This window comes from Gordonibacter sp. RACS_AR49 (assembly GCF_030418435.1).
Classification (GTDB): domain Bacteria; phylum Actinomycetota; class Coriobacteriia; order Coriobacteriales; family Eggerthellaceae; genus Gordonibacter; species Gordonibacter urolithinfaciens.
The window spans coordinates 304,357-325,534 of the sequence record NZ_JAIUDM010000003.1 but is presented as its reverse complement, the minus strand read 5'-3'; the positions used below and the strand labels follow the sequence as shown (position 1 = coordinate 325,534).

Sequence of the window (21,178 nt, the reverse complement as noted above, 5' to 3'; positions counted from 1 at the left end):
GTGGAGGAGCGGACTAGGTGCTCGTGGGCGGGCGACACGCCGATCTACGTTGACTACCATGACAACGAGTGGGGAAGACCCACCCATGACGACCGCGAGTTGTTCGAGCTGCTGGTTCTGGAGGGCGCGCAGGCGGGCCTGTCGTGGCTTACGATCCTCAAGAAGCGGGAGGCGTACCGCGAGGCTTTCGACGGCTTCGATCCCGCCAAAGTGGCGCGCTACGACGAGGCGAAGGTCCAGGAGCTCATGGCGAACGCAGGGATCGTTCGCAACCGCCGCAAGATCGAGGCGGCCGTGGCCAATGCGGGGCTGTTCTTGGACGTGGCTCGAGAGTTCGGCAGCTTCGACACGTTCATCTGGGGGTACGTGGACGGCGAGCCCGTTGTGAACCACTGGGAGACCCAGGCGGACGTCCCGGCCAGCACGCCGCTCTCCGACCGCATCAGCAAGGATCTGAAGAAGCGCGGCTTCAAATTCGTCGGCTCCACCATCGTGTACGCCTATATGCAGTCCATCGGCATGGTGAACGACCACGTGGCCGATTGCTTCGTGCGGAGGGAGATGGTAGGAAAGTCTTCCGATGAGGGGATCAGCTGAACCTATGTCGAGGGGCGGCAAGGTCGACCGTCACTGACCCGTAGCGCCCTTCGGCGTCGCGCGTGAACGCGCACTTTGCGGTCTGGCAAAAGCGCAACGTTGGCTTGTCGGATGGCGTTTCGGTAGATGCCGCAAGGGCAGCGGACTGGCTCTGCGGCTTTTAGCGCGGTAAACGGCGCGCTTACCCCCTGCTCGCCTTTGCGTCACGGTTCATCGCGCCCGCGGGGGCCTCGAATGCCTCGATCTATCATCGAGTTGCAGAGATTCCCATCCGCGAACACGAGGGTGCTCGATGAACGTGAAGGCCGGTACGCATAGACGCATGGTGCAGAAGGCATCGGTGCACCAGGGAGGCGACAAGCGCCATGCGAGGCCCATCGCTATAGTGGGGCGCATAGCCTCGGTGCTGTCGGTGTGTATGTACGTCTCCTACATTCCGCAGATCATGGACAACCTGGCCGGGCACCCCGGCAATCCTGTGCAGCCCCTGGCAGCGTTCTTCAACTGCCTGTTCTGGACCATCTACGGCCTCTTCAAGAAGGAGCGGGACTGGCCGATCGTGGTGGCCAACGTGCCGGGAATCTTTCTCGCGGCCGCTGCGTTCTTGACCGCCGTCTTCTAATGCCGCTCCGGATGCTCTCCCGTGCGCAGGAAGCTGCTCGCACGGATGGCGAGCGACAGCGGGAGTTGCGTAGTTCGAAAGCGGGTATAGCAAGCCTGTACAGCGGGGGCTGCGCGTCGCAAGGTACGCAGCCCCCGTTTTTCGCATCGATGGCTCGTGATCGTTTATCGGACTCGGTGGGAGGCTCCGATATCTCGCTATCAGAGCTCTATGCGGTCGAACTTCGCGAGGATCTCCGTGGCTGCGGAGCATGCCTCGCAATCGCAGTACTTCGCACCCGCCTCCTTGCGTTGCTGTTGGGCTGCAAGCGCGCTTGCAGCCGCGTCTTCGCCAAGCATCTCGATTGCCGGCCCTTGCAGGAAGGTTATCACGCCGTCGATTGTCGTCGGGCGCCCTTCGAGGACGTTGAGCAGGTCGTTCGTTGCCGCGTCGATAGCAGCGTCGCTCGAATCGGCTGCTACCGCATCCTTCCATGCCTGCGCAGCATCCTTCGTCACCTGCGTGCTGAATTCGGAATCCGCGAGCGCGTCCACGCGCTCGGCCACGTAATCGAACGTCTCCTTGTTCATGACAACTCCTTTCAGCGATTCTTCTATTCCCACTCAATCGTCCCGATCGGCTTCGGCGTGAGGTCGTAGACCACGCGGCAGATGCCGGGGACTTCGGCGAGGATCCTCGCGGTGATCTTCTTGAGCAGCGCCCAATCGAGCTCGGGGACCTCGGCGGTCATGGCGTCGACGGTGTTGACCGCGCGGATGATGGCGGGCCATTCGAAGGCGCGCACGCCGTCGCGGACGCCGGTGGCGCGGAAGTCGGGGACGCTCACGAAGTGCTGCCACACCTTGCCCTCGAGGCCCGCCGCGGCGAACTCGTCGCGCAGGATGGCGTCGGCCTCGCGCAGCGCCTCGAGGCGGTCGCGCGTGATGGCGCCGAGGCAGCGCACGCCGAGTCCCGGGCCCGGGAACGGCTGGCGCTCGACCATGCCCTCGGGGAGGCCCAGCTCGCGGCCGATGACGCGCACCTCGTCCTTGTACAGCAGGCGCACGGGCTCGCACAGCTCGAACTGCAGGTCGTCGGGCAGGCCGCCCACGTTGTGGTGTGCCTTCACGCCGTCGGACTCCAGGATGTCGGGGTAGATGGTGCCCTGCGCGAGGAAGCTCACCTCGTCGCCCACACGGCGGGCCTCCTCCTCGAACACGCGGATGAACTCGGCGCCGATGATCTTGCGCTTCGCCTCGGGCTCGGCCACGCCGTCGAGCAGCGCGAGGAAGCGGTCCGTGGCGTCGACGTACACGAGGTTCGCGTCGAGCTGGTTCTGGAACACGTCCACCACCTGCTCGCTCTCGCCCTTGCGCATGAGGCCGTGGTTCACGTGCACGCAGATGAGCTGCTTGCCGATGGCCTTGATCAAGAGCGCCGCCACCACGGACGAGTCCACGCCGCCGGACAGCGCCAGCAGCACCTTCCGGTCGCCGATCTGGGCGCGGATGGCTTCCACTTGCTCGTCGATGAACGCGTTCGCCAGCTCAGGCGTGGTGATTCGCTCCATGTCCTCGGGGCGCTTGTTGGGATCCATGCGGTATCCTCCTCGTTCTCGATGATGTTCTGGGGAGATTATACGTGAAACAGCGCGCGCGTCCATGCAGGTCGCGCGTTCTTTTCCGGAAACGCCTAATAGCCCATCTCGCGCAGGCGCGCGTCGTCGATGCCGAAGTAGTGGCCTATCTCGTGCACCACCGTCTTGCCGATCTCCGCCACCAGTTCCGCGCGCGAGCCGAAGCAGCGCTCGTGCGGTCCCTTGAACACGGTGATCACGTCGGGCAGGTCGCCGTCGTAGCCGTCGGCGCGGTCAGGGAGGGACACGCCGTCGTACAGGCCCAGCAGCTCGTCGCCGCGTATCGACGCGCCCCGGCATTCGGGCTCGTCAAGGATATCGAAATGGTAGTCGTCGGGCTCGTCCTCCACCACCACCGCCACGTTCTCCAGCGCCTCGAGGAACCGCTCGGGAATGCTCTCCAGGGCCTCTTCGACCGCGGCCTCGAACTCCTCGTCCGTCATGCGGGGCATGGCTGCCTCCTGTCGCTTGTTCGCGAATTCCATCGCCTCCGAGTATAGCCGAAGGCGTGGGCATGCGGTCTGTACGGCAAAACGGCCTTAACTGTCAAAAACGAGCCGTTTTGGCAATCGGCCGAGAGCGCCGATTGGCAGGCTGGGAAGCGATGCGGGGCTGCGATCTGGAGAAACCATGACCTGTGATCGCGAGGGCCATCTTCGCGATTGCGCGCAAAGGGCCTGAAAACCCATCGTGATTGCCAAACCGGCTCGTTTTTGACAGTTGGGCCGATAAAACGCGACAGGCGCCCCTAAGCTGCTCGCAGGCGCCCGTGGCGTCAGTGATCCCTCGGCTGCAGTTCCTTTTACTGTGCGCCGCACACTACTGTGCAATATATGTTATAGTGTGCAACACACAGTAAGCGAGAGGAGGGGGCATGGGGCACGACGACGTGGTGTCGAGCATGGTGCTGGAGCTGCGCCGCGGCACGCTGGTCATGTTGGTGCTCGGCCAGCTGCGTGAGCCGGCCTACGGCTATGCGCTGGTGAAATCGCTGACCGACCACGGCATTCCCATCGAGGCGAACACGCTTTACCCGCTCATGCGGCGGCTCGAGTCGCAGGGGCTGCTGCAAAGCGAATGGGACAACGGCGGCTCGAAGCCGCGCAAGTACTACCGAACCACTGACGAGGGCCTGCGCGTGCTCCATGACGTGGAGGCCCAGTGGCATGCGCTGTGCGGCGGCGTGAATGCCTTGCTGCGCGCGGGCGGGGACGCAGATGCTCCGGGTGCTGATATGCGCGAACAAGGAAAGGATGTCAAGGATGCCGAACGATAACGACCTGATCGAGCGCTACCTGTACGCCATCACGCGGCGGCTGCCCGCCAAGCAGCGCGCCGACGTGGCCGAGGAGCTGCGCACGCTCATCTCCGACATGCTCGACGAGCGCTGCGGGAACCTGCCGCCCACGGCGAAGGACGTGCGCGTCGTGCTCACCGAGCTGGGAACCCCCGGCGAGGTGGTGCGCAAGTACACCGCCGACGAGGACGCGTGCCTCATCGGCCAGCCGTACTACGCGCAGTACCTCTACGTGCTGAAGATCGTGCTGGTCTGCGTGGCCGGCGGTATGCTCGTGGCCGGCGCGCTGTCGCTGGCGACGGGCGCGGAGGGCGGCGTGCTCGGAAGCGTGCTCGAAGCGGTCGGCTCGCTGATCGCGGCGCTCGTCTTCGCCTTCGCGTTCGTCACCTTGCTGTTCGCCTTTTTCTCGCGTCGCGGCGTCGACGTGGAGGTGATGGGCTCGCTCGACGATCTGCCGCCCGTACCGCGCGAGTCGAAGAACCCGGCGCGCGGCGACGCGGTGGCCGGGATCGTGTTCTCCATCGTGGGTGCCATCGTGTTCCTGCTGTTCCCCGACGTGCTGAACGCGCTCAGCCATCGCGGCGACGGCGTGCCGTTCGACCCCTTCGATACCGAGGCCATCCGCTCGTCGGCATGGGTCATCATCGCCTGGACGGTCGTGTGCATCGGCGCCGAGAGCTTCAAGCTGGTGGAGGGCCGCTACACGCCCCGCCTGCTGGCCGTCACGCTCGTGAGCAACCTCGTGGTCGCGGTGCTCGCCGTCTTCTGGCTGACGAATTTCCAGCTGGTCGACAGCCAGGCGATCCTCCAGGCGATGCAGGCGTCGGGCGCTGCGCCGAACGGGCCTGTGCTCTGGGCGGTGTCGAACGCGCAGACCGCGTTCTGCGGCTTCATCGTGCTCGCGCTCGCCATCGACGCCGTCGACTCCATTGTGAAAACGGTGAAGGCGAGCCGCTGAGAGGGGACAGGCGCGACGGCGGGCGTGCGCGACGGTTCCCGACGCCGGAAAAGGAGCGGCTTGCTGCCCGGCTGGGTGCCGTGCGCCGCACTGCCCGGCCATACTCCGCGTGCCGTGCCGCCGGCCAGACGCTGCGCGCCGCGTGCGCCTTCCGACGGGAAAGCAGGACGCTTTCCCCCGTTGCCGCGTCCGACGGGCCTTTCTTGTAGCATAATATCGAAGGTTTGCGCGCGCCCGCGGCCGGGAGGCGGCGCCGCGCGCGGGGGAGCGATACGAGAGGGGTTTTGCCGATGAGCAAGGATCGACCGGTACCGACCATGGGAGCCAAGGACAGCCCGGACGCGGTGTATGACGCGCGCCCGCTCGGGATGCCGAAGATGGGCGTGTTCGGCCTGCAGCATATGTTCGCCATGTTCGGGGCCACGGTGCTCGTGCCGGCGCTCACGGGGCTTTCCGTGTCGGCGACGCTTCTGTTCGCGGGCTTGGGCACGCTGCTGTTCCATTTCCTGGCGAAGGGGAAGGTGCCGGCGTTCCTGGGTTCCTCGTTCGCGTTCATCGCCGGCTATGCGGCCATCGCGCCGAACGGCGAGGCGAACCTTTTGCCCTACGCGTGCCTGGGCGTCGCGTGTGCGGGCCTTCTGTACCTGGTGCTGTCGGCGCTGTTCCGCGTGTTCGGGCCCGACCGGGTCATGCGGTTCTTCCCGCCGGTGGTCACGGGGCCTATCGTCATCTGCATCGGGCTCATCCTGGCTTCCTCGGCCATCACGAACGCCTCGTCGAACTGGCTCATTGCCGTGGTGGCCATCGCGGTCATCGTGGTGTGCAACATCTGGGGCAAGGGCATGGTGAAGATCGTCCCCATCCTGCTGGGCGTGATCGTGTCGTATGCCGTGGCGGCGTTTGCGGGCGAGGTGGACTTCTCCACCGTGGCGGCGGCCCCGTGGGTCGGGCTTCCGGTGGCGTGGGACAACACGGTGTTCTCGCTGTTCGGTGAAACGTTCGACGCGGGGCTCGCCATCACGGCCATCATCACCATCATGCCGCTCGCGTTCGCCACGATGATCGAGCACATCGGCGACATGTCGGCCATCAGCTCCACCTGCAACCGCAACTACATCGCCGAGCCGGGGCTGCACCGCACGCTCTTGGGCGACGGCCTGGCCACCATCATCGCATCGCTGTTCGGCGCACCGGCGAACACCACGTACGGCGAGAACACCGGCGTTTTGGCGCTGACGAAGGTGTTCGACCCGCGCGTGATCCGCATCGCGGCCCTCTTCGCCATCGTGTTCTCGTTCTCGCCGAAGTTCGCGGCGCTCGTGGCGGCCATGCCGGCGTGCGTCGTGGGCGGCGTGTCGCTCGTGCTTTACGGCATGATATCGGCCGTGGGCATCCGCAACCTGGTTGAGAACCACGTGGACTTCATGAAGAGCCGCAACGTGCTGATCACGGCGCTGATCCTAGTGCTGTCGCTGGGCATTGCCTACAGCGCGGCGGGCGCTATCGTGCTGCCGGTGGGCGGCATCACCATCTCGCTGTCGGGCCTGGCCGTGGGGTCGATCGTGGGTATCCTGATGAACGTGATTCTGCCGGGCCACGAGGAGGCTGTCGGCGCGCCGCGCGAGCCCGAGGAGATGCCGGACGTGCCCATGCCGCTGGAGGATATCCGCCCGGCGAACGGGTAGGGCAGCCGGCAGGGCTGCAACCGTCTCGCTTGCACGAAGCGTCTCTTCCGCCCGCTGCGGGAGAGGCGCTTTTGCGTGCTGGGGGGGGGCTAGAACGTCGTGCCCTTGTAGAGGTCCTCCACCTTCTTGCGGGCCCACGGGGTTCTGCGGAGGAACTTGAGCGAGCTCTTGATGCTGGGATCCTTCGCGAAGCAGTTGATGCGGATGCGGCGGGCCAGCTCGTCCCAGCCGTACTTGTCCACCAGGCGGGTGAGCATGGCTTCCAGCGTCACGCCGTGCAGCTGGTCTTTGGGGTGCGGGCGCTCGGCGGGGTTGTCGTTCGGCATGGGTGCGGTCCTCCTCGGTTCGTTCGTCGGCTCTCATGATGCCACAGTTGGGCGTCGAGCGGTGCGGCGGATCGGCGAGGATCGGCTGCACCGTGCCCGCGCCGTGGGCGATCCGCCGGTCGGTGGGAGGCGCCCGAGCAGGTTCGGGACGGAGGTTGCGGGCCGTGCTATACTCGTGCGTGCGAAGATAAAAACACGACCCCGTCGGGTAGTCGGGGTGCGGCAGGGCGGCGCGCGGCCGTCCGGAGCGCGCGGCCGGTTGGCAAAGCGCCCCGGCGCGCGTCTCCCTGCTGTCAGTAACCTGCCTCCTGGTTGTCCCTTCTTCGTTCGTTCACAACGACATAAGGAGGAACCATGCAGGTCAGCATCTCATCGACGTTGACGATACTTCACGACGGCCAATTCTGGATAGGCATATGCGAGCGGCGCGACGGCGCGCTCTACGGCGCGTGCCGCTTCGTGTTCGGCCCCGAGCCGGCCGACGAGGACGTGCTCGCCTTCGTGTGCGGCCAATGGGGCCGGCTCGACTTCAGGATGTGCGCGGACGGCGAGGAGGAGGCCGGTGCGTCGGCCGCGTCGGCCGTGGCTGCGGGCGGCCGCAATCCGAAGCGCGCCCAGCGCGAGGCGCGCAAGACGCTGGAGGCCGCACGCCACGGCGTGGGAACGAAGGCCCAGCAGGCGCTCGCCGCCGCCTACGAGGAGCGTAAGGAAGAGCGCCGCGCCGACGCCCGCACGCGCCGCGAGGCCGAGGCCCGCCGCGTCTTCGAGCTGCGCACCGCCAAGCGCAAGCGGAAGCACCGCGGCCGCTAAGGAGGCGATCATGCGGGATGGGGGCACCTGTCGGCGGATGCCGGGCCGCTGGAATGGTCCGGCCCGTCAACGGACGCCTGACGCAGCCGAAACGGCTTGCCCTACGATGGCGCGCCCGGGGACTGCTCCCGTGCGACAACCCATACCATAACCGGATAGCATATCGGTTGCGGCTAAGGAGTTGCATGAAACGGGTAATCGTGGTGGGGGCGGGCGCCGCCGGGTTGGCGGCGGCCGTCCGGTTGCGGCATGCCGGGTACGACGTGGCGCTGTACGAGAAGGAGCCGCAGGTGGGCGGCAAGATGAGCCGCATCGTCGGCGACGGGTTCACCTTCGACGTGGGCCCCACCATCGTGATGATGCCCGCGCTGTACCGCGAGGTGTTCGAGCTGGCCGGCCGCAATCCTGACGACTACATCCCCCTGCAGAAGGTCGAGCCGCTCATGGAGATATCCTTCGGCCCGGGCGAGCGCGTGCGGCTGTCGAACGACCTGTCCGACCTGACGGCCACGCTCGAGGGCGTGAGCGAGGCCGACGCGCAGGGCTACTTCGAGTACCTGGCGCTGCTGTACAAGCGCTTCCGCATTGCCAAGGACAACTTCCTGCAGCGCCCGTTCCGCAAGCCGACCGACTTCTACAACCCGAAGAGCCTGATCGCCGGCTTCCGCCTGCACACGCTGGGCGACGCGTACTCGTCGGTGTCGCGCTACGTGTCCGACGATCGGCTGCGCAAGGCGCTGGCGTTCCAGACGCTCTACATCGGCATCTCGCCGTACGAGGGGCCCTCGCTGTACATGATCATCCCGCTGATCGAGCTCCTGTACGGCGTGTGGTTCATGCCGGGCGGCATGTACGCCATGGCCGAGGGCATGGCGCGCCTGTTCGAGGAGCTGGGCGGCGAGCTGCACACGTCGGCGCCCGTGGAGCACATCGCGGTGGAGGGCGGCCGCGCCGTCGGCGTGGTGACAGGCGGCGAGCTGGTGCGCGCGGACTACGTGGTGTGCGACGCCGATTTCCCCTACGCCATGGAGAACCTGCTGGCCGACGAGGCCCGTGGGCGCTACACCGACGAGAAGCTCGAGGGCATGGAGTACTCGTGCTCGTGCTTCATCCTGTACCTGGGCCTGGACAAGCGCTACCCGGCGGAGGCGGTGCACTCCATCCGGTTCGCGCCCGACTTCGAGCGCAACATCGCCGACATCTTCGACGACGGGCGCTTCCCCGACGACCCCTCGTTCTACTGCTACGCGCCGTGCTCGCTCGATGCGTCGCTCGCACCCGAGGGCTGCCAGACGCTCTACGTGCTGGTGCCGGTGCCGCCGCTGGCGGAGGGCGGCCCCGCATGGGGTGCGGAAGAGGTGGCCGCGTACCGCGAGCAGGTGCTCGACCTGGTGGAGCGGGAGACGGTGTACGAGGACGTGCGCGACCACATAGCGTTCGAGCGCGTCTTCACGCCGAACGACTTCGCCGAGCGGTTCAACGCCGCCCGGGGCGCCACGTTCGGGCTGCGGCCCACGTTGCGGCAGAGCAACTACTGGCGGCCGCACAACAAGGCCGAGGCGTGCGACAACCTGTACTTCTGCGGCAGCAGCACGCATCCGGGGGCCGGCGTGCCCATCGTGCTCTTGAGCGCGCGGCTGGCGGCCGAGGAGCTCCTGCGCGACGACGCCGAGGCCGCTTCGGCCGAGCGCGAGGTGGCCGGCCAGGTGGCCGTGGTGGCCGCGCGCGGTGCCGCCGCCGAGGCCGCGGCAGGCGGCTCGGTGGCGCCGGGAGGCGCGCCGGGCGCCGCGACCCGCGCGGTGCCCGGCGATGCGGAAGGCGGTGCGTGATGTACGCCGCGCGCGACCCGTTCGAGGAGCACGCGGACGACTTCGCCTGGTGCGAAGATGTGATCAGGCGAAACTCGCACAGTTTCTACCGCGCGTTCTCGCTTTTGCCCCCGCGCAAGCGCAAGGGCGTGTATGCCGTGTACGCGTTCTGCCGCGCAGCCGACGACTGCGTGGATGTGGAGGCCAGCCTGGAGCGGCTGGACGGCCTGCAGCGCGACCTGGAGCGGTTCGACGCCGGCGGCATGCCGCGCGGGCCGCTGTGGCAGGCTCTGGGCGTGGTGTTCGGCGCCTTCGACGAGGACACGGCCCCTTTCTTCGATATGCTGGAGGGGCAGCGGCGCGACCTGTCGTTCCGCCAACCCGCCGATCTGGGGGAGCTGGAGGACTACGGCTACTACGTGGCGGGTTCGGTGGGTCTCATGCTGCTGCCGCTGCTGCGCGCCGGGCGGCCCGTCGACGACGCGCTGCGGGCGGATGCCGTGGCGCTGGGCGTGGCCATGCAGCTCACGAACATCCTGCGCGACGTGGGCGAGGATTGGGACGCCGGCCGCGTCTACCTGCCTGCCGCCGTAATGGAGGAGGCCGGCCTCACGCGCGACGATCTGGCGGCGCACCGGGCGAATGCCGCCTTCCGCAGCGCATGGGAGCGCGTGGCGCGGAGGTCAGAGGAGCTGTACCTGCCCCTGCAGCGCGATATCCTGCGGCTGGACGAGGACAGCCGGCTGCCTGCGCTCTCGTCGCTGTTCCTGTACCGGGGCATCATGGACCAGGTGCGCGCCGACGGCTATAGCTGCCTCGAGCGGCGAAGCGCGGTGACGAAGGAGCGCGCGGCCGCGCTCGTGGACGAGGCCCGGGCGCTGCTCGCGCGGGACGAGAAGGCGGCGCTGGCCGCGGAAGGCAGGTGACGGTCATGCAGAACGCCGTGGGGATGGGGCTGTCCCTCGTGTACGTCTTGGCGGTGCTGGCGGCTTCGAGCCTGCTCGCACGGCGCGGGATGGGCGAGGAGGGCACGCGCAAACTCGTGCACATAGCGCTGGGCGGCTGGTGGGTGGTCGCGGCCCTGTCCTTCACCTCGCCCTGGTGGGCGGCTGCGCTGCCGGCCGCGTTCATCGTGGTGAACGCGCTGGCCTGGCGCAGGCAGAAGCTCGCCTTCATGGCGCGCGGCGAGGGGGAGGACACGCCGGGAACCGTGTACTACGCCGTGTCGCTCACATTGCTCGCGCTGTTCTCGTTCGGCCTGGGCGCACCGTACGCAGGCGCGCTCGGCGTGTTCTGCATGGCGTTCGGCGACGGCCTTGCAGCTGTGCTGGGCAGGCGCTTCGGTAGCCGCCCGCTGCCGGGCGCGGGCGACGGGAAGTCGCTTGCGGGCAGCGCCGCCATGCTGGGGGTGAGCTTCGTCTCGTGCGCAGGCGTGCTGTTGGCGGCTGCCGCGGCGGGCTGGGAGGGCGCGGTGCCATGGTTCGCGGCGGGCCCGGCGGCGGGCGCGGGCCTGACGCCGGGCGTTGCGGCGGCGTCCGTGCTCGCCGCGCTGGGGCTGGCCGTTGCCGCTACGGCGCTGGAGGCTGTGTCGCCGGCGGGGCTCGACAACCTGAGCGTGCCGTTGGGCGTGACGGGGCTGTACGCGGTGCTGTTCCTGCCCGCGAGCCCCTTCACGCCGGCGCTCGCGGGCTTGCTCCTGTCCGGCGCTGTGGCGCTGGCCGCGTTGCGGCTCGGGCTGCTCACCGTGCCGGGGGCGCTGGGAGCCGTGGTCGTGGGCGTGCTCGCCTTCGTGTTCGGCGGCTGGCCGCTGTGGCTTCTGCTCATGTGGTTCTTCGGCAGCTCGAACGTGGCTTCGAAGCTCATGCGGCGGGTGCGCGGGGCGCATCCGGCCGAGAAGGGCGGCGGCCCGCGCAAGCTGCGCCAGGTGCTGGCGAACAGCGTGCCGTTCCTCGCGTGCGCGCTGGCGTACGCGGCCACCGGCGAGGCATGGTTTCTCATCGTGTCGGCCGGTGCGCTGGCCGCGAGCACGGCTGACACGTGGGCGTCCGAGGTGGGCATGTACAGCCGCAAGCCGCCGGTGAACATCGTCACGCGCGAGCCTATGCAGCGCGGCCTTTCGGGCGGCGTGAGCCCCCTTGGGCTGGCGGCCACGGCCGTGGGTGCCGTGAGCTCGGCGTTCTTGGCCATGCTGCTGTTCCATGCGTTCGGCTTCGAGGTGCCTACGGGGCCGACGGCGTTCCTGTTCGTTATCGCATGCGGCATCGTGGGCTCGGTGGTGGACAGCTTCCTGGGCGTGCTGCTGCAGGCGAAGTACCGCGTGCCGGGCGGCTCGGGCGCGGGCGGCCCGGCTGGCGACGGCGGCGGCCCCGGCGCGGCCGTCGAGGCCGGGGCGCTGTCCGGCACCGGCGCCGCGGCCCTCGCCGCCGACGGGGCGCTCGTGGAGGCCGCGCCCTCCCGAGGGGCAGCAGGCTACACGCTGGTGTCCGGTTACGCCTGGGTCACGAACGACGCCGTGAACCTGCTGAGCGGCATTGCCGTGGTGGTTCTGGGCCTGCTGGTGGCGCTGCCGTAAGGAGGGGGTATTTCCAGGGAGGCATTTTTCGATGCCCTCATGGGCGATGGGTTTCGATTTTGGCAGCGTTTGCGGAAGGCCGGTCTATGAGGCGCGCGACGTGGGCGCCGAAGAAGCCGCAGCATAGCTCGGCCTTGGCGTCTCGAAGTTTTTCCGAAGGCTAAGGGATCTTAGGGGCAAGGAGCAGCCGGTCAATCCCCCGCGCAGGGCGTATAATGGCCGGCAACGTTAGGCATCGCCCCGCCCCTCTTGCCTCGGAGGACGGGGCTGTCGGCCGCCCATCTTGCCCGGCGGCCAAGGAGGGGGTTCCATGGTTGTCCTCATCGTTTTGGCGGCAGCGGTCGCCGTCCTTGCCGTCGTCCTGGTGGCGAACGCCGTCCGCCTCAAGCCCACGCCCGTGCCCGACCCGCTGCCGCCCGCGGACGAGACGGGCGACGACGCCGCGGTCGAGCGCTTCCGCGAGATGCTGCGCTGCCCCACCGTGTGGGGGCTGCACGACCCGGAGGCCGACCGCAGCTCGTTCGACGGGTTCGTGCCGCTTCTGCGCCGCCTGTACCCGCGCGTGTTCGACGAGCTGGAGCTGGAGCTGGTGGACGGCTACGGCATCTCGCTTCTGTGGAAGGGCGCGGACCGCGACCTTGCGCCCGTGGTGCTCATGGCGCACCACGACGTGGTGGGCGCCGAGGCGTCCGAGTGGACGCACGACCCCTTCGCTGCCGACATCGCGGACGGCGCCGTCTACGCACGCGGGGCGGTGGACACGAAGTGCATCTGGGCGGGGCTTTTGGAGGCGGCCGAGCGGCTGCTGGCCGAGGGCTTCGCGCCGCCGCGCGACGTGTACCTGTTCTCGTCGAACACCGAGGAGGACGGCGGCGACACGACGCCGCACATGGTGGAGCGCCTCGTGGAGCGCGGGCGCGTGCCGTATATGGTGCTCGACGAGGGCGGCGCGGTCATCGACAACCCGCCGCTCGGCGTGAAGGGCCAAATCGCCGTCGTGGGCGTGGCCGAGAAGGGCGTCTTCAACGCGCGCATCGCCACGAGCGCGGAGGGCGGGCACGCCGCCATGCCCTCGCTCGAGGACGCCACGGCCAAGCTCGTGTCCGGCCTGGACGCGCTGCAGAAGAACCCGCCGGCCTCGAAGCTCTCCGCGCCGGTGGCGGCCATGCTGCGCGAGCTTGCGGCGCGGGGCGGCTTCGGGCTGCGCCTCGTGTTCGGCAACCTGTGGCTGTTCCGCCCGCTTGTGGCGCGCATCATGCAGGGCGGTTCCGAGACGGCGGCCATGGTGCGCACCACCTACGCGCTCACGCAGCTGGAGGGCAGCCCGGCGCACAACGTCATCCCGCGGCAGGCTCGGGCCACGGTGAACGTGCGCGTCGATCCCGGCGAGGACGTGGACGCGGCCTTCGCGCGCATCAAGGAGCGCTTCGACGACGCGACGGCCTACGAGCTGTTCGAGGTGAGCGAGCCGTCGCCCATCGCACCGTTCGACGGCGATCCCGCGTTCGAGTACCTGCGCCGCGTGATCGCGAGTGCATACCCCGACGCCGGCATCGCGCCCTACGTGCAGACCAGCTGCAGCGACGCGCGGCACTTCCACCGCGTGTGCCCGCGCACGTACCGCTTCGCCGGCATCCTGTTCGCGGGCGACACGCGCTCGCGCATCCACGGGCGCGACGAGCGCTTGGACGTGGAGGCGTACAAGCTCGGCGTGGGGTTCTACATCCAGCTCATCCGTCATCTCGACCGTTTGGGGAAGTGAGGCAGCATGGCAGAGGCGAAGGCGCAGGCGCGCCAGGGGAAGTTCTTCTTCGGGTGGTGGATCGTCATCGGCGGCCTGCTCATCATGGCCACGTGCTACACGGTGTTCGTGAACTGCATCCCGCTGTTCCAGACGCACATCGTGCGCGACCTGGGGCTCACGGTGGGGCAGTTCAACACCGGCGTGTCCATCACCACGGTGGTGGCGGTGTTCGCGTCGCTTGTGATCGGCAAGCTCACGGACAAGTGCTCCGCGCGCGTGCTGGGCGCGGTGACGGTGCTCACGAGCTCGGTTGTGCTGGTGGGGCTCTCGTTCATCACGGCGGCGTGGCAGCTCTACGCGCTGTGCGTGGTGGCGGGGATGGTGGTGGTGGCCGGCACGCGCCTTCTGGTGTCGGTGGTCATCTCCAACTGGTTCACCTTGAAGCGCGGCCTGGCGGTGTCCATCGCGCTGTCGGGGTCGGGCATCGGCGGCGTGATCCTCTCGCCGGCAACGAGCGCCATGATCGAGGCGTCCGGCTGGCGCTCGGCGTTCCTGCTTTTGGCTGTGGTGTGCCTCGTGGCCGCGCTGCCGCTCGTGTTGGCGGCGTTCAGCACGCGCCCGAGCGACAAGGGGCTTCTGCCCTACGGCGCCGGGCAGACCGAGCAGGCCAAGGCCGACCGCTCGCCCGATGCGCCCGTCACGGTGTCGGTGGGATGGAAGCCGCTGCGCAAGAGCGCTGCGTTCTGGCTTTTGGTGGTGGGGTTCGTGGCCATGGGCATCACGAACGGGTGCATCATCACCAACTCCATCGCCAACATGACGAGCGTGACCGTGGGCGGCACCGAGGTGGTGACCGGCGGGCACTCCACGCTGTGGGCGGGCTCGGTGTGGTCGTTCTACCTGGCCGTGGTCATCGTGGCGAAGGTGGCGCTCGGCGCCATCTACGACCGCTGGGGCATGCGCATGGGCACCATCCTGGGCACGATCACGTCGGTTTTGGCCGGCGTCATGCTGCTGTTCCCGGCAACGGACTGGGGCCCTATTCTTGCCTGCCTGTTCTTCGGGTTCGCCACGTGCATGGGCACGGTGGCGCCGCCCATCATGGTGGTGAAGGAGTACGGCAAGAAGGACCTGGGCACGGTCACGGGCATCGTGACGGCGTTCGAGCTGTTGGGCGCGGCCGTGGGCGCGGTGTTGTCGGGCGTGATGTTCGATGCGTACCTGTCGTTCGCGCCGGTGTGGATCATGGTGATCGCGGCGAGCGTGGTCATGGGGCTCGCGCTGCTGGCGTCCATCCCCGCCGCGCGGCGCCTGGTTGAGCGCCGCCGGGCCGAGGGCGCGCCGGAGCTAGACGCGGAGGGCTTCGAGATCGCTGTGTAGGGAGTGTTCTGCGGAGAACGCGTCGGCTGCGGCTGCGCTGCGGGCCTGGCTGCGAGATGCGGGTATGGCTGCGCGGGCGCACGTCGGGGGGGGGGTGGATGCCGCCCCCCCACCTCGCTTCTGCAATAGGCGTTTGGGCGCGTCCTAAGGTTTCGCAACGGCCGGGGCGGCCGGGCGCCTCGCACGGTGCATATGCGGTAAGATGGGCAGGACCGTACGACGATAGCCGGAAGGGGGCGACGGGCTGCCATGGACGATGGGAACCGTGCCGAGGACGAGGCCGCGCGCGCCGCTGCTGCGGGCGCGGACGATGGGGCCCGCCCGTCTCCGGACGCCCTCATGCGGTTCTCCGAAGCCGTGCGCGGGTGGTTCCTCGACGCGTTTCCGGCTGGCCCCACGCCCGTGCAGGAGCAGGCTTGGGAGGCGGTGGAGGGCGGCGAGAACGCGCTCGTCATCGCGCCCACCGGGTCGGGCAAGACGCTGGCAGCGTTCCTGTTCGCGCTCGACGCGCTCATGCGCGAGAAGGCACGCCCCGCTGCCGCGAAGCCGCCGCGGGGCGTGCGCGTGCTGTACGTGTCGCCGCTCAAGGCGCTCGGGGCGGATGTGGAGCGCAACCTGCAGGCGCCGCTCGCGGGCATCGCGCGGCGGCTCGCCGACGAAGGCGCCCCCGCGCCGGCCGTGCACACGGGCATGCGCACCGGCGACACCACGCCCGACCAGCGCCGGGCCATCCAGCGCAACCCGCCGGACATCCTCATCACCACGCCCGAGTCGCTTTACCTCATGCTCACGTCCAAGGCGCGCGAGGTGCTGCGCGGCGTGGAGGCCGTCATCGTGGACGAGGTGCACGCGCTCGCCGGCAACAAGCGCGGCGCGCACCTGGCGCTTAGCTTGGAGCGGTTGGACGACCTGCTGGAACGCCCGGCGCAGCGCATCGGGCTCTCGGCCACGGTTCGCCCACGCGAGGAGGTGGCGCGCTTCCTGGGCGGGCCGCACCCCGTGCGCGTGATCGCTGCCGAGGAGCGGCCCGACCTGGACGTGCGCGTGGTGGTGCCCGTGCGCGACATGACGGCCATCCCGGCCTTCCCCGGCGCCGACGCCGGCGGGCTGCGCGCCGGCCGGGGCGGCGGGCCGCGCCGCGCGCCGGCCGAGGAGGCGTGGAAGTCCGATCGGGCGCTGCGCTCGCTCATGGCCGGCGACAAGCCCCGGGGAGCCACGCCCGACAGCCGTGCGGGCACGTCGTCCATCTGGCCGCTCATCGAGGCGTCCATCCTTGACGAGGTGCTGGCGCACCGCACCACCATCGTGTTCGTGAACTCGCGCGGGCTGTGCGAGAAGCTCACCGCGCGGCTGAACGAGCTGTACGCGAAGCGCGAGGGCCTCATGGCGCCCGGCGGCCAGGCGGACGGCGGGCCGTCGTCGCACCTGCGCTCGGACCTGGGGTCCACGAGCGAGCTCGCGCAGGGCGCGCCCGAGATCATCGCGAAGGCCCACCACGGCTCGGTGTCGAAGGAGAAGCGCCTGCAGGTGGAGCGCGAGCTGAAGGCCGGGGAGCTGCCCTGCGTGGTGGCCACGTCCTCGCTCGAGCTGGGCATTGACATGGGGTCGATCGACCTCGTGCTGCAGGTGGCCGCCCCGCCGTCGGTGGCGAGCGGCTTGCAGCGCATCGGGCGCGCGAACCACCAGGTGGGCGGCCGGTCGACAGGCTCCATCTATCCGCGCACGCGCACGGAGGTCATCGACGCGGCCGTGGTGGCCGAGGGCATGCGCGCCGGCGCCATCGAGGCCACCGCGCTCGTGCGCAACCCGCTGGACGTGCTGGCGCAGCAGACGGTGGCCGCCGTGGCCATGGGTGGCGCCACCGCCGACGGCTGGTACGCCACGGTGCGCCGGGCGGCGCCGTTCTCTGAGCTGCCGCGCCGCGCGTTCGACGGGGTGCTGGACATGCTGTCCGGGCGCTATGCCTCGGCCGACCTGGCCGAGTTCGCGCCGCGCATCGTGTGGAACCGCGAGAGCGGGGAGCTCTCGCCGCGCCCTGCCGCCCAGCGGCTGGCCGTGACGGCGGCGGGCACGATCCCCGACCGCGGCATGTTCTCGGTGGTGCTGCCCGAGGGCGACGGCAACGAGGGCCGTCGCCGCGTGGGCGAGCTGGACGAGGAGATGGTGTACGAGTCGCGCGTGGGCGACATCATCGCGCTGGGCACCAGCTCGTGGCGCATCAGCGAGATCACGCGCGACCGTGTCATTGTGGAACCCGCGCCGGGCCGCTCTGCGCGTTTGCCGTTCTGGCACGGCGAGGGCGTGGGCCGCCCCGCCGAGACCGGGCGTGCGCGCGGGGCGTTTTTGCGCGCCGTGGCCGCCGGCCTGGACGAGGGGGCCGGGGGCGGGGAACTTGGGGACGGAGCCGCCGCCGGCGCGGACAAGGCGCTCGCAGGGGCGGCGGGTGCGGCTGCAGCCGGCGCGGACCTGCTCGCCGATGCGGCTTCGCGCCTCGACCCCGCCCTGCGCGAGCGGCTGACGGCTGCAGGCCTCGACGAGGACGCGCAGAACAACCTGGCCGCGCTCGTGTGCGCGCAGCGCGAGGCTACCGGCGTCGTGCCGGACGATAAGACGCTCGTGGTGGAGCGCTGCGAGGACGAGACGGGCGACTGGCGCGTCATGCTGCATTCGCCCTACGGCCGGCAGGTGCACGAGCCGTGGGCCATGGCGGTGCAGGATCGCGTGGAGCGCACGCTCGGCTTCGATCCGCAGGCCATGGCCGCCGACGACGGCATTCTGCTGCGCGTGCCCATGACCGAGACGCGCCTGCCGGGGGCGGAGCTGTTCGCGTTCGACCCCGACGAGCTCGTGCGCATCGTACGCGACCGGGTGGACAAGACGGCGCTCTTCGCCGCGCGGTTCCGCGAGTGCGCGGCGCGCGCCCTGCTCATGTCGCCCACGCAGCCGGGCAAGCGTGCCCCCTTGTGGCAGCAGCGCCTCAAGGCGGGCCAGTTGCTGGAGGCGGCACGCGGCGAGCGCGACTTCCCGATACTGCTGGAGACGGCGCGCGAGTGCCTGCAGGATGTGTACGACCTGGATGCGCTCCACGAGCTCATGGAGGGGCTTGCGGAGGGCACCGTGCGCATGGTGGAGGCGCAGACGAGCATCCCGTCGCCCTTCGCCGGCCCGCTCCTGTTCGGCTACGTGGGCGAGCACCTGTACCAGGGCGACCTGCCGCACGCGGAGCGCCAGGCGTCGCTGCTGTCGCTGGACCCGGCGCTCTTGGGCGAGCTCTTGGGCTCGGCCGACCTGGGCGAGCTGCTGGACCCGCAGGTGGTGGCCCAGGTAGAGGCGCAGCTGCAGCGCCTGGCGCCCGACCGGCGCGCCCGCGGCGCGGAGGGCGCGGCCGACCTGCTGCGCGTGCTGGGCCCGCTCACGGCGGAAGAGGTGGCCGCGCGGCTGGAGGCGCCGGGGGGATCGCCTGGACCCGGGCAAGAAGACGAGTGCGATGCCGATGCTTCCGGCCGCCTCGCCGGGCGGGAGCGCCCATGGGACGCCGCGGCCGAAGACTCAAACGCCTCGCCAGCTGAAACCTGCGAAGGCGCGGCAGCCGCTCCCACGCCTTCGCGTTCTGCCACCCCTGCCGAGGCCCGCACCCTGCTGGAGGAGCTGCGCGACGCGAAGCGCGCCTTCCCGGCCATGATAGGCGGCGTGGAGCGCTGGGCGGCCGTGGAGGATGCGGGGCGCCTGCACGAGGCGCTGGGGACGGAGGCGCCCGCGTGGGTTCCCGCAGCGTTCCTCGAGGTGCCGGACGCGGGCGACGGCCCGGGACCGCTGGACGGCCTCGTCGCGCGCTACGCCCGCACGCACGGTCCCTTCGGGGAGGCGGAGGTGGCGGCACGCCTCGGCATCGGGCCTTCGGTGGCGCGCGAGAGCCTGCGCCGCCTAGTCGCGGCCGGCAAGGTCGTGCAGGGCCGGTTCGGCTGCGCGGACGGGCCGGGGCCTGCGGGCGTCGGGGCCGTGGCTGCGATCACGGGGGCCGAGCGCACTTGGGTGTCGGCGGAGGTGTTCCGCCGCCTGCGCTCGCGCTCGCTCGCGAAGGCGCGCGCCGCCGTGCGCGCGGTGCCTGCGAGCGCCTATGCGCGCTACGTGCTGGATCTTCAGGGAGCGGGCACGGGCGGGGGAACGCTCGAGGGGACGGAAGGGGTAGCCCAGGTCATCTCCCAGTTCGAGGGCGTGTTCCTGCCGGCCGCGGCTTGGGAGGGCCACGTGTTCCCCAGCCGGGTGCGCGACTACCGGCCTTCGATGCTCGACGAGCTCGTCGCCGCAGGCGAGGTGGTGTGGGCGGCGAGACGCCGCGAGGACGGCGCCCCGCCGGCGGACGGGGGCCCGCGGGCGCGCAAGGCGGGGAAGGCTGCCGCGGCGCCTGCGCTCGTGGCCTTCTACCCCACGGATTCGCCGCTCGCGCCCGTGCAGGCCGATGCGGCGTTGGCCGGAGCGGAGGACGTGGAGCCGGCCGTGCGCCCGTCGGTGGAGGAGGCCGTCGTGGAGGCGCTCGCCAGCGGCTACGGGCTGTTCTTCCGCCAGATAGCCGATGCGGTGCGGCGCCGGATGGAGCCCGAGCGCGTCGACGAGGCGTCCATCGCCGCGGCGCTGCAGGAGCTGGTGTGGAGCGGGCGCGCCACGAACGACACGTTCGCGCCGGTGCGCGCGGCCGAGGCGGCGGCCTCGGGCACGCGTCCGCGCCCCGCGCCGAAGCGCCGCGCAGGCAGCCGGCGCTCGCGCTACCGCGGCGCTGCGGCCGGCGGGCTGCGGGCCGAGGCCGCGGAGCGCGCCTCCGTGGTGGGTGTCGGCTCCGCAGGCGCGGCGCTCTCGGGCCGTTGGTCGCTGCTCGCGCCGTCGCCGGAGAACGATACCGTGCGCGCCGTGGCGCTGGTGGAGTCGATCCTCGACCGTTACGGCGTGCTCGCGCGCGACGTGGCCCTGCTCTCCGGCGTACCCGGCGGCCTGGGCGCCCTCATGCCGGTGCTGCGGTCGATGGAGGACGCCGGCGACCTTCTGCGCGGCATGTTCGTGAAGGGCCTCGGCCCGGCGCAGTTCGCCGCCCGCGAGACGGTGGACCTGCTGCGCACCTATGCGGCCGAAGGGGATGCGCGGGACGGCCGCTCCGGTGCCGGAGGATGCGTGGTGCTGGCGGCCGACGACCCTGCGTGCCTGTTCGGAGCCGGCCTGCCGTGGCCGCCCCTCTCGGGCGGCGATGCTCCTGCATCTGAAGCCCCTGCTAGCGGCGATGCTACCGCGCCTACGGCTCCTTCCGGCGCCGCTTCCTCTGCCTCGCCTGACGGCATGCCCTCGGTTGCGCGCCCCGCGCGCCGGCCGGGGAGCCTCGTGGCCATGCGCGACGGCGTGCCGGTGCTCTACGCCGCGGCGGGCCTGCGCTCCGTGTTGGCCTTCACCGCGGACGAGGTGGCGCTCGAAGAGGCCGCTCGCGCCCTCGTCGCCCACGCGGCGCGTGCGGTGCGGCGCGACGGGGCGGAGGGCTCCCGCAAGAAGGTGGTGGTGGAATCGTTCAACGGCCGGCCCGTGCTGGACACGCCGTTCGCCGACGTCCTCCAGCGGGCGGGCCTCGTCCGCCTGCCCGACGGCATGCGGCTCTACGTGGACCCGTTCGCGCGGGGAGCGCAGTGACCGGGGCCGATGCGCGTGGCCGCAGCCCAGGGTCTGCGCAGTTGTAGCCGAAGGAGCCGCGAAAGCGGTTTGAGAAGGCCTGGGAATCAGCGCCCCG

The 21,178-nt window shown here is 70.2% G+C and carries 16 protein-coding genes; 12 read left to right on the top strand and 4 right to left on the bottom strand.

What is annotated here, in order from left to right; translation table 11 throughout:
- Both LB310_RS08985 and LB310_RS08980 read left to right on the top strand, forming a co-directional pair.
- Nucleotides 1–597 (top strand): DNA-3-methyladenine glycosylase I, encoded by a 597-nt coding sequence (locus tag LB310_RS08985; RefSeq protein ID WP_301154943.1) that lies wholly within the window; start codon nucleotides 1–3, stop codon nucleotides 595–597.
- A 292-nt stretch (nucleotides 598–889) separates the two neighbouring features.
- Nucleotides 890–1,219, top strand: coding sequence for an SWEET family sugar transporter (locus tag LB310_RS08980; protein WP_224768032.1), 330 nt, complete (start codon nucleotides 890–892; stop codon nucleotides 1,217–1,219).
- A gap of 200 nt (nucleotides 1,220–1,419) precedes the next feature.
- Here the strand turns inward: LB310_RS08980 and LB310_RS08975 are convergent, their stop codons facing one another.
- The 3 genes from LB310_RS08975 to LB310_RS08965 all read right to left on the bottom strand — a co-directional run bounded on the left by LB310_RS08975 (nucleotide 1,420) and on the right by LB310_RS08965 (nucleotide 3,286).
- Nucleotides 1,420–1,788, bottom strand: a complete 369-nt coding sequence (locus LB310_RS08975; RefSeq protein ID WP_278806111.1) for a 3-hydroxyisobutyrate dehydrogenase — start codon at nucleotides 1,786–1,788, stop codon at nucleotides 1,420–1,422.
- Between the two features lie 23 nt (nucleotides 1,789–1,811).
- Complete coding sequence (gene guaA / locus LB310_RS08970) at nucleotides 1,812–2,795, bottom strand: glutamine-hydrolyzing GMP synthase (protein WP_278805536.1); 984 nt, start codon at nucleotides 2,793–2,795, stop codon at nucleotides 1,812–1,814.
- Between the two features lie 95 nt (nucleotides 2,796–2,890).
- A complete protein-coding gene (locus LB310_RS08965) occupies nucleotides 2,891–3,286 on the bottom strand; it encodes a metallopeptidase family protein (RefSeq protein WP_123674212.1) in 396 nt (131 codons plus the stop codon).
- A 422-nt stretch (nucleotides 3,287–3,708) separates the two neighbouring features.
- Between LB310_RS08965 and LB310_RS08960 the strand changes: the two genes are divergently transcribed.
- The 3 genes from LB310_RS08960 (at nucleotide 3,709) to LB310_RS08950 (ending at nucleotide 6,774) form a co-directional block, all read left to right on the top strand.
- Nucleotides 3,709–4,110 (top strand): PadR family transcriptional regulator, encoded by a 402-nt coding sequence (locus LB310_RS08960; protein WP_278805537.1) that lies wholly within the window; start codon nucleotides 3,709–3,711, stop codon nucleotides 4,108–4,110.
- Nucleotides 4,097–5,089: a hypothetical protein gene (locus tag LB310_RS08955; protein ID WP_278805538.1), complete on the top strand. Its 993-nt coding sequence runs from the start codon at nucleotides 4,097–4,099 to the stop codon at nucleotides 5,087–5,089. Before LB310_RS08960 ends, LB310_RS08955 begins: the two co-directional genes overlap by 14 nt.
- Nucleotides 5,090–5,379: 290 nt before the next feature.
- Nucleotides 5,380–6,774, top strand: a complete 1,395-nt coding sequence (locus tag LB310_RS08950; RefSeq protein ID WP_278805539.1) for a uracil-xanthine permease family protein — start codon at nucleotides 5,380–5,382, stop codon at nucleotides 6,772–6,774.
- 89 nt (nucleotides 6,775–6,863) lie between these two features.
- Here the strand turns inward: LB310_RS08950 and LB310_RS08945 are convergent, their stop codons facing one another.
- Nucleotides 6,864–7,100: a VF530 family protein gene (locus LB310_RS08945; RefSeq protein WP_278805540.1), complete on the bottom strand. Its 237-nt coding sequence runs from the start codon at nucleotides 7,098–7,100 to the stop codon at nucleotides 6,864–6,866.
- Between the two features lie 354 nt (nucleotides 7,101–7,454).
- On the opposite strand from LB310_RS08945, the gene LB310_RS08940 reads away from it, so the two are divergent.
- The 7 genes from LB310_RS08940 to LB310_RS08910 all read left to right on the top strand — a co-directional run bounded on the left by LB310_RS08940 (nucleotide 7,455) and on the right by LB310_RS08910 (nucleotide 21,081).
- On the top strand, nucleotides 7,455–7,910 hold the full coding sequence (locus LB310_RS08940) for a YjdF family protein (protein ID WP_278805541.1): 456 nt from the start codon (nucleotides 7,455–7,457) through the stop codon (nucleotides 7,908–7,910).
- Between the two features lie 185 nt (nucleotides 7,911–8,095).
- A complete protein-coding gene (locus LB310_RS08935) occupies nucleotides 8,096–9,739 on the top strand; it encodes an NAD(P)/FAD-dependent oxidoreductase (RefSeq protein WP_087191693.1) in 1,644 nt (547 codons plus the stop codon).
- Nucleotides 9,739–10,644 (top strand): phytoene/squalene synthase family protein, encoded by a 906-nt coding sequence (locus tag LB310_RS08930; RefSeq protein WP_301154958.1) that lies wholly within the window; start codon nucleotides 9,739–9,741, stop codon nucleotides 10,642–10,644. The genes LB310_RS08935 and LB310_RS08930 overlap by 1 nt, the downstream gene beginning before the upstream one ends.
- A gap of 5 nt (nucleotides 10,645–10,649) precedes the next feature.
- Complete coding sequence (locus tag LB310_RS08925) at nucleotides 10,650–12,290, top strand: DUF92 domain-containing protein (protein WP_301154942.1); 1,641 nt, start codon at nucleotides 10,650–10,652, stop codon at nucleotides 12,288–12,290.
- 310 nt (nucleotides 12,291–12,600) lie between these two features.
- Nucleotides 12,601–14,052, top strand: coding sequence for a M20/M25/M40 family metallo-hydrolase (locus LB310_RS08920; RefSeq protein ID WP_301154940.1), 1,452 nt, complete (start codon nucleotides 12,601–12,603; stop codon nucleotides 14,050–14,052).
- 6 nt (nucleotides 14,053–14,058) lie between these two features.
- Nucleotides 14,059–15,414 carry an MFS transporter gene (locus LB310_RS08915; protein ID WP_301154939.1) on the top strand — a complete coding sequence of 452 codons (1,356 nt, stop codon included), beginning with the start codon at nucleotides 14,059–14,061 and terminating at the stop codon, nucleotides 15,412–15,414.
- Between the two features lie 249 nt (nucleotides 15,415–15,663).
- Nucleotides 15,664–21,081, top strand: a complete 5,418-nt coding sequence (locus LB310_RS08910) for a DEAD/DEAH box helicase (protein WP_301154937.1) — start codon at nucleotides 15,664–15,666, stop codon at nucleotides 21,079–21,081.
- Nucleotides 21,082–21,178 lie beyond the last annotated feature (97 nt).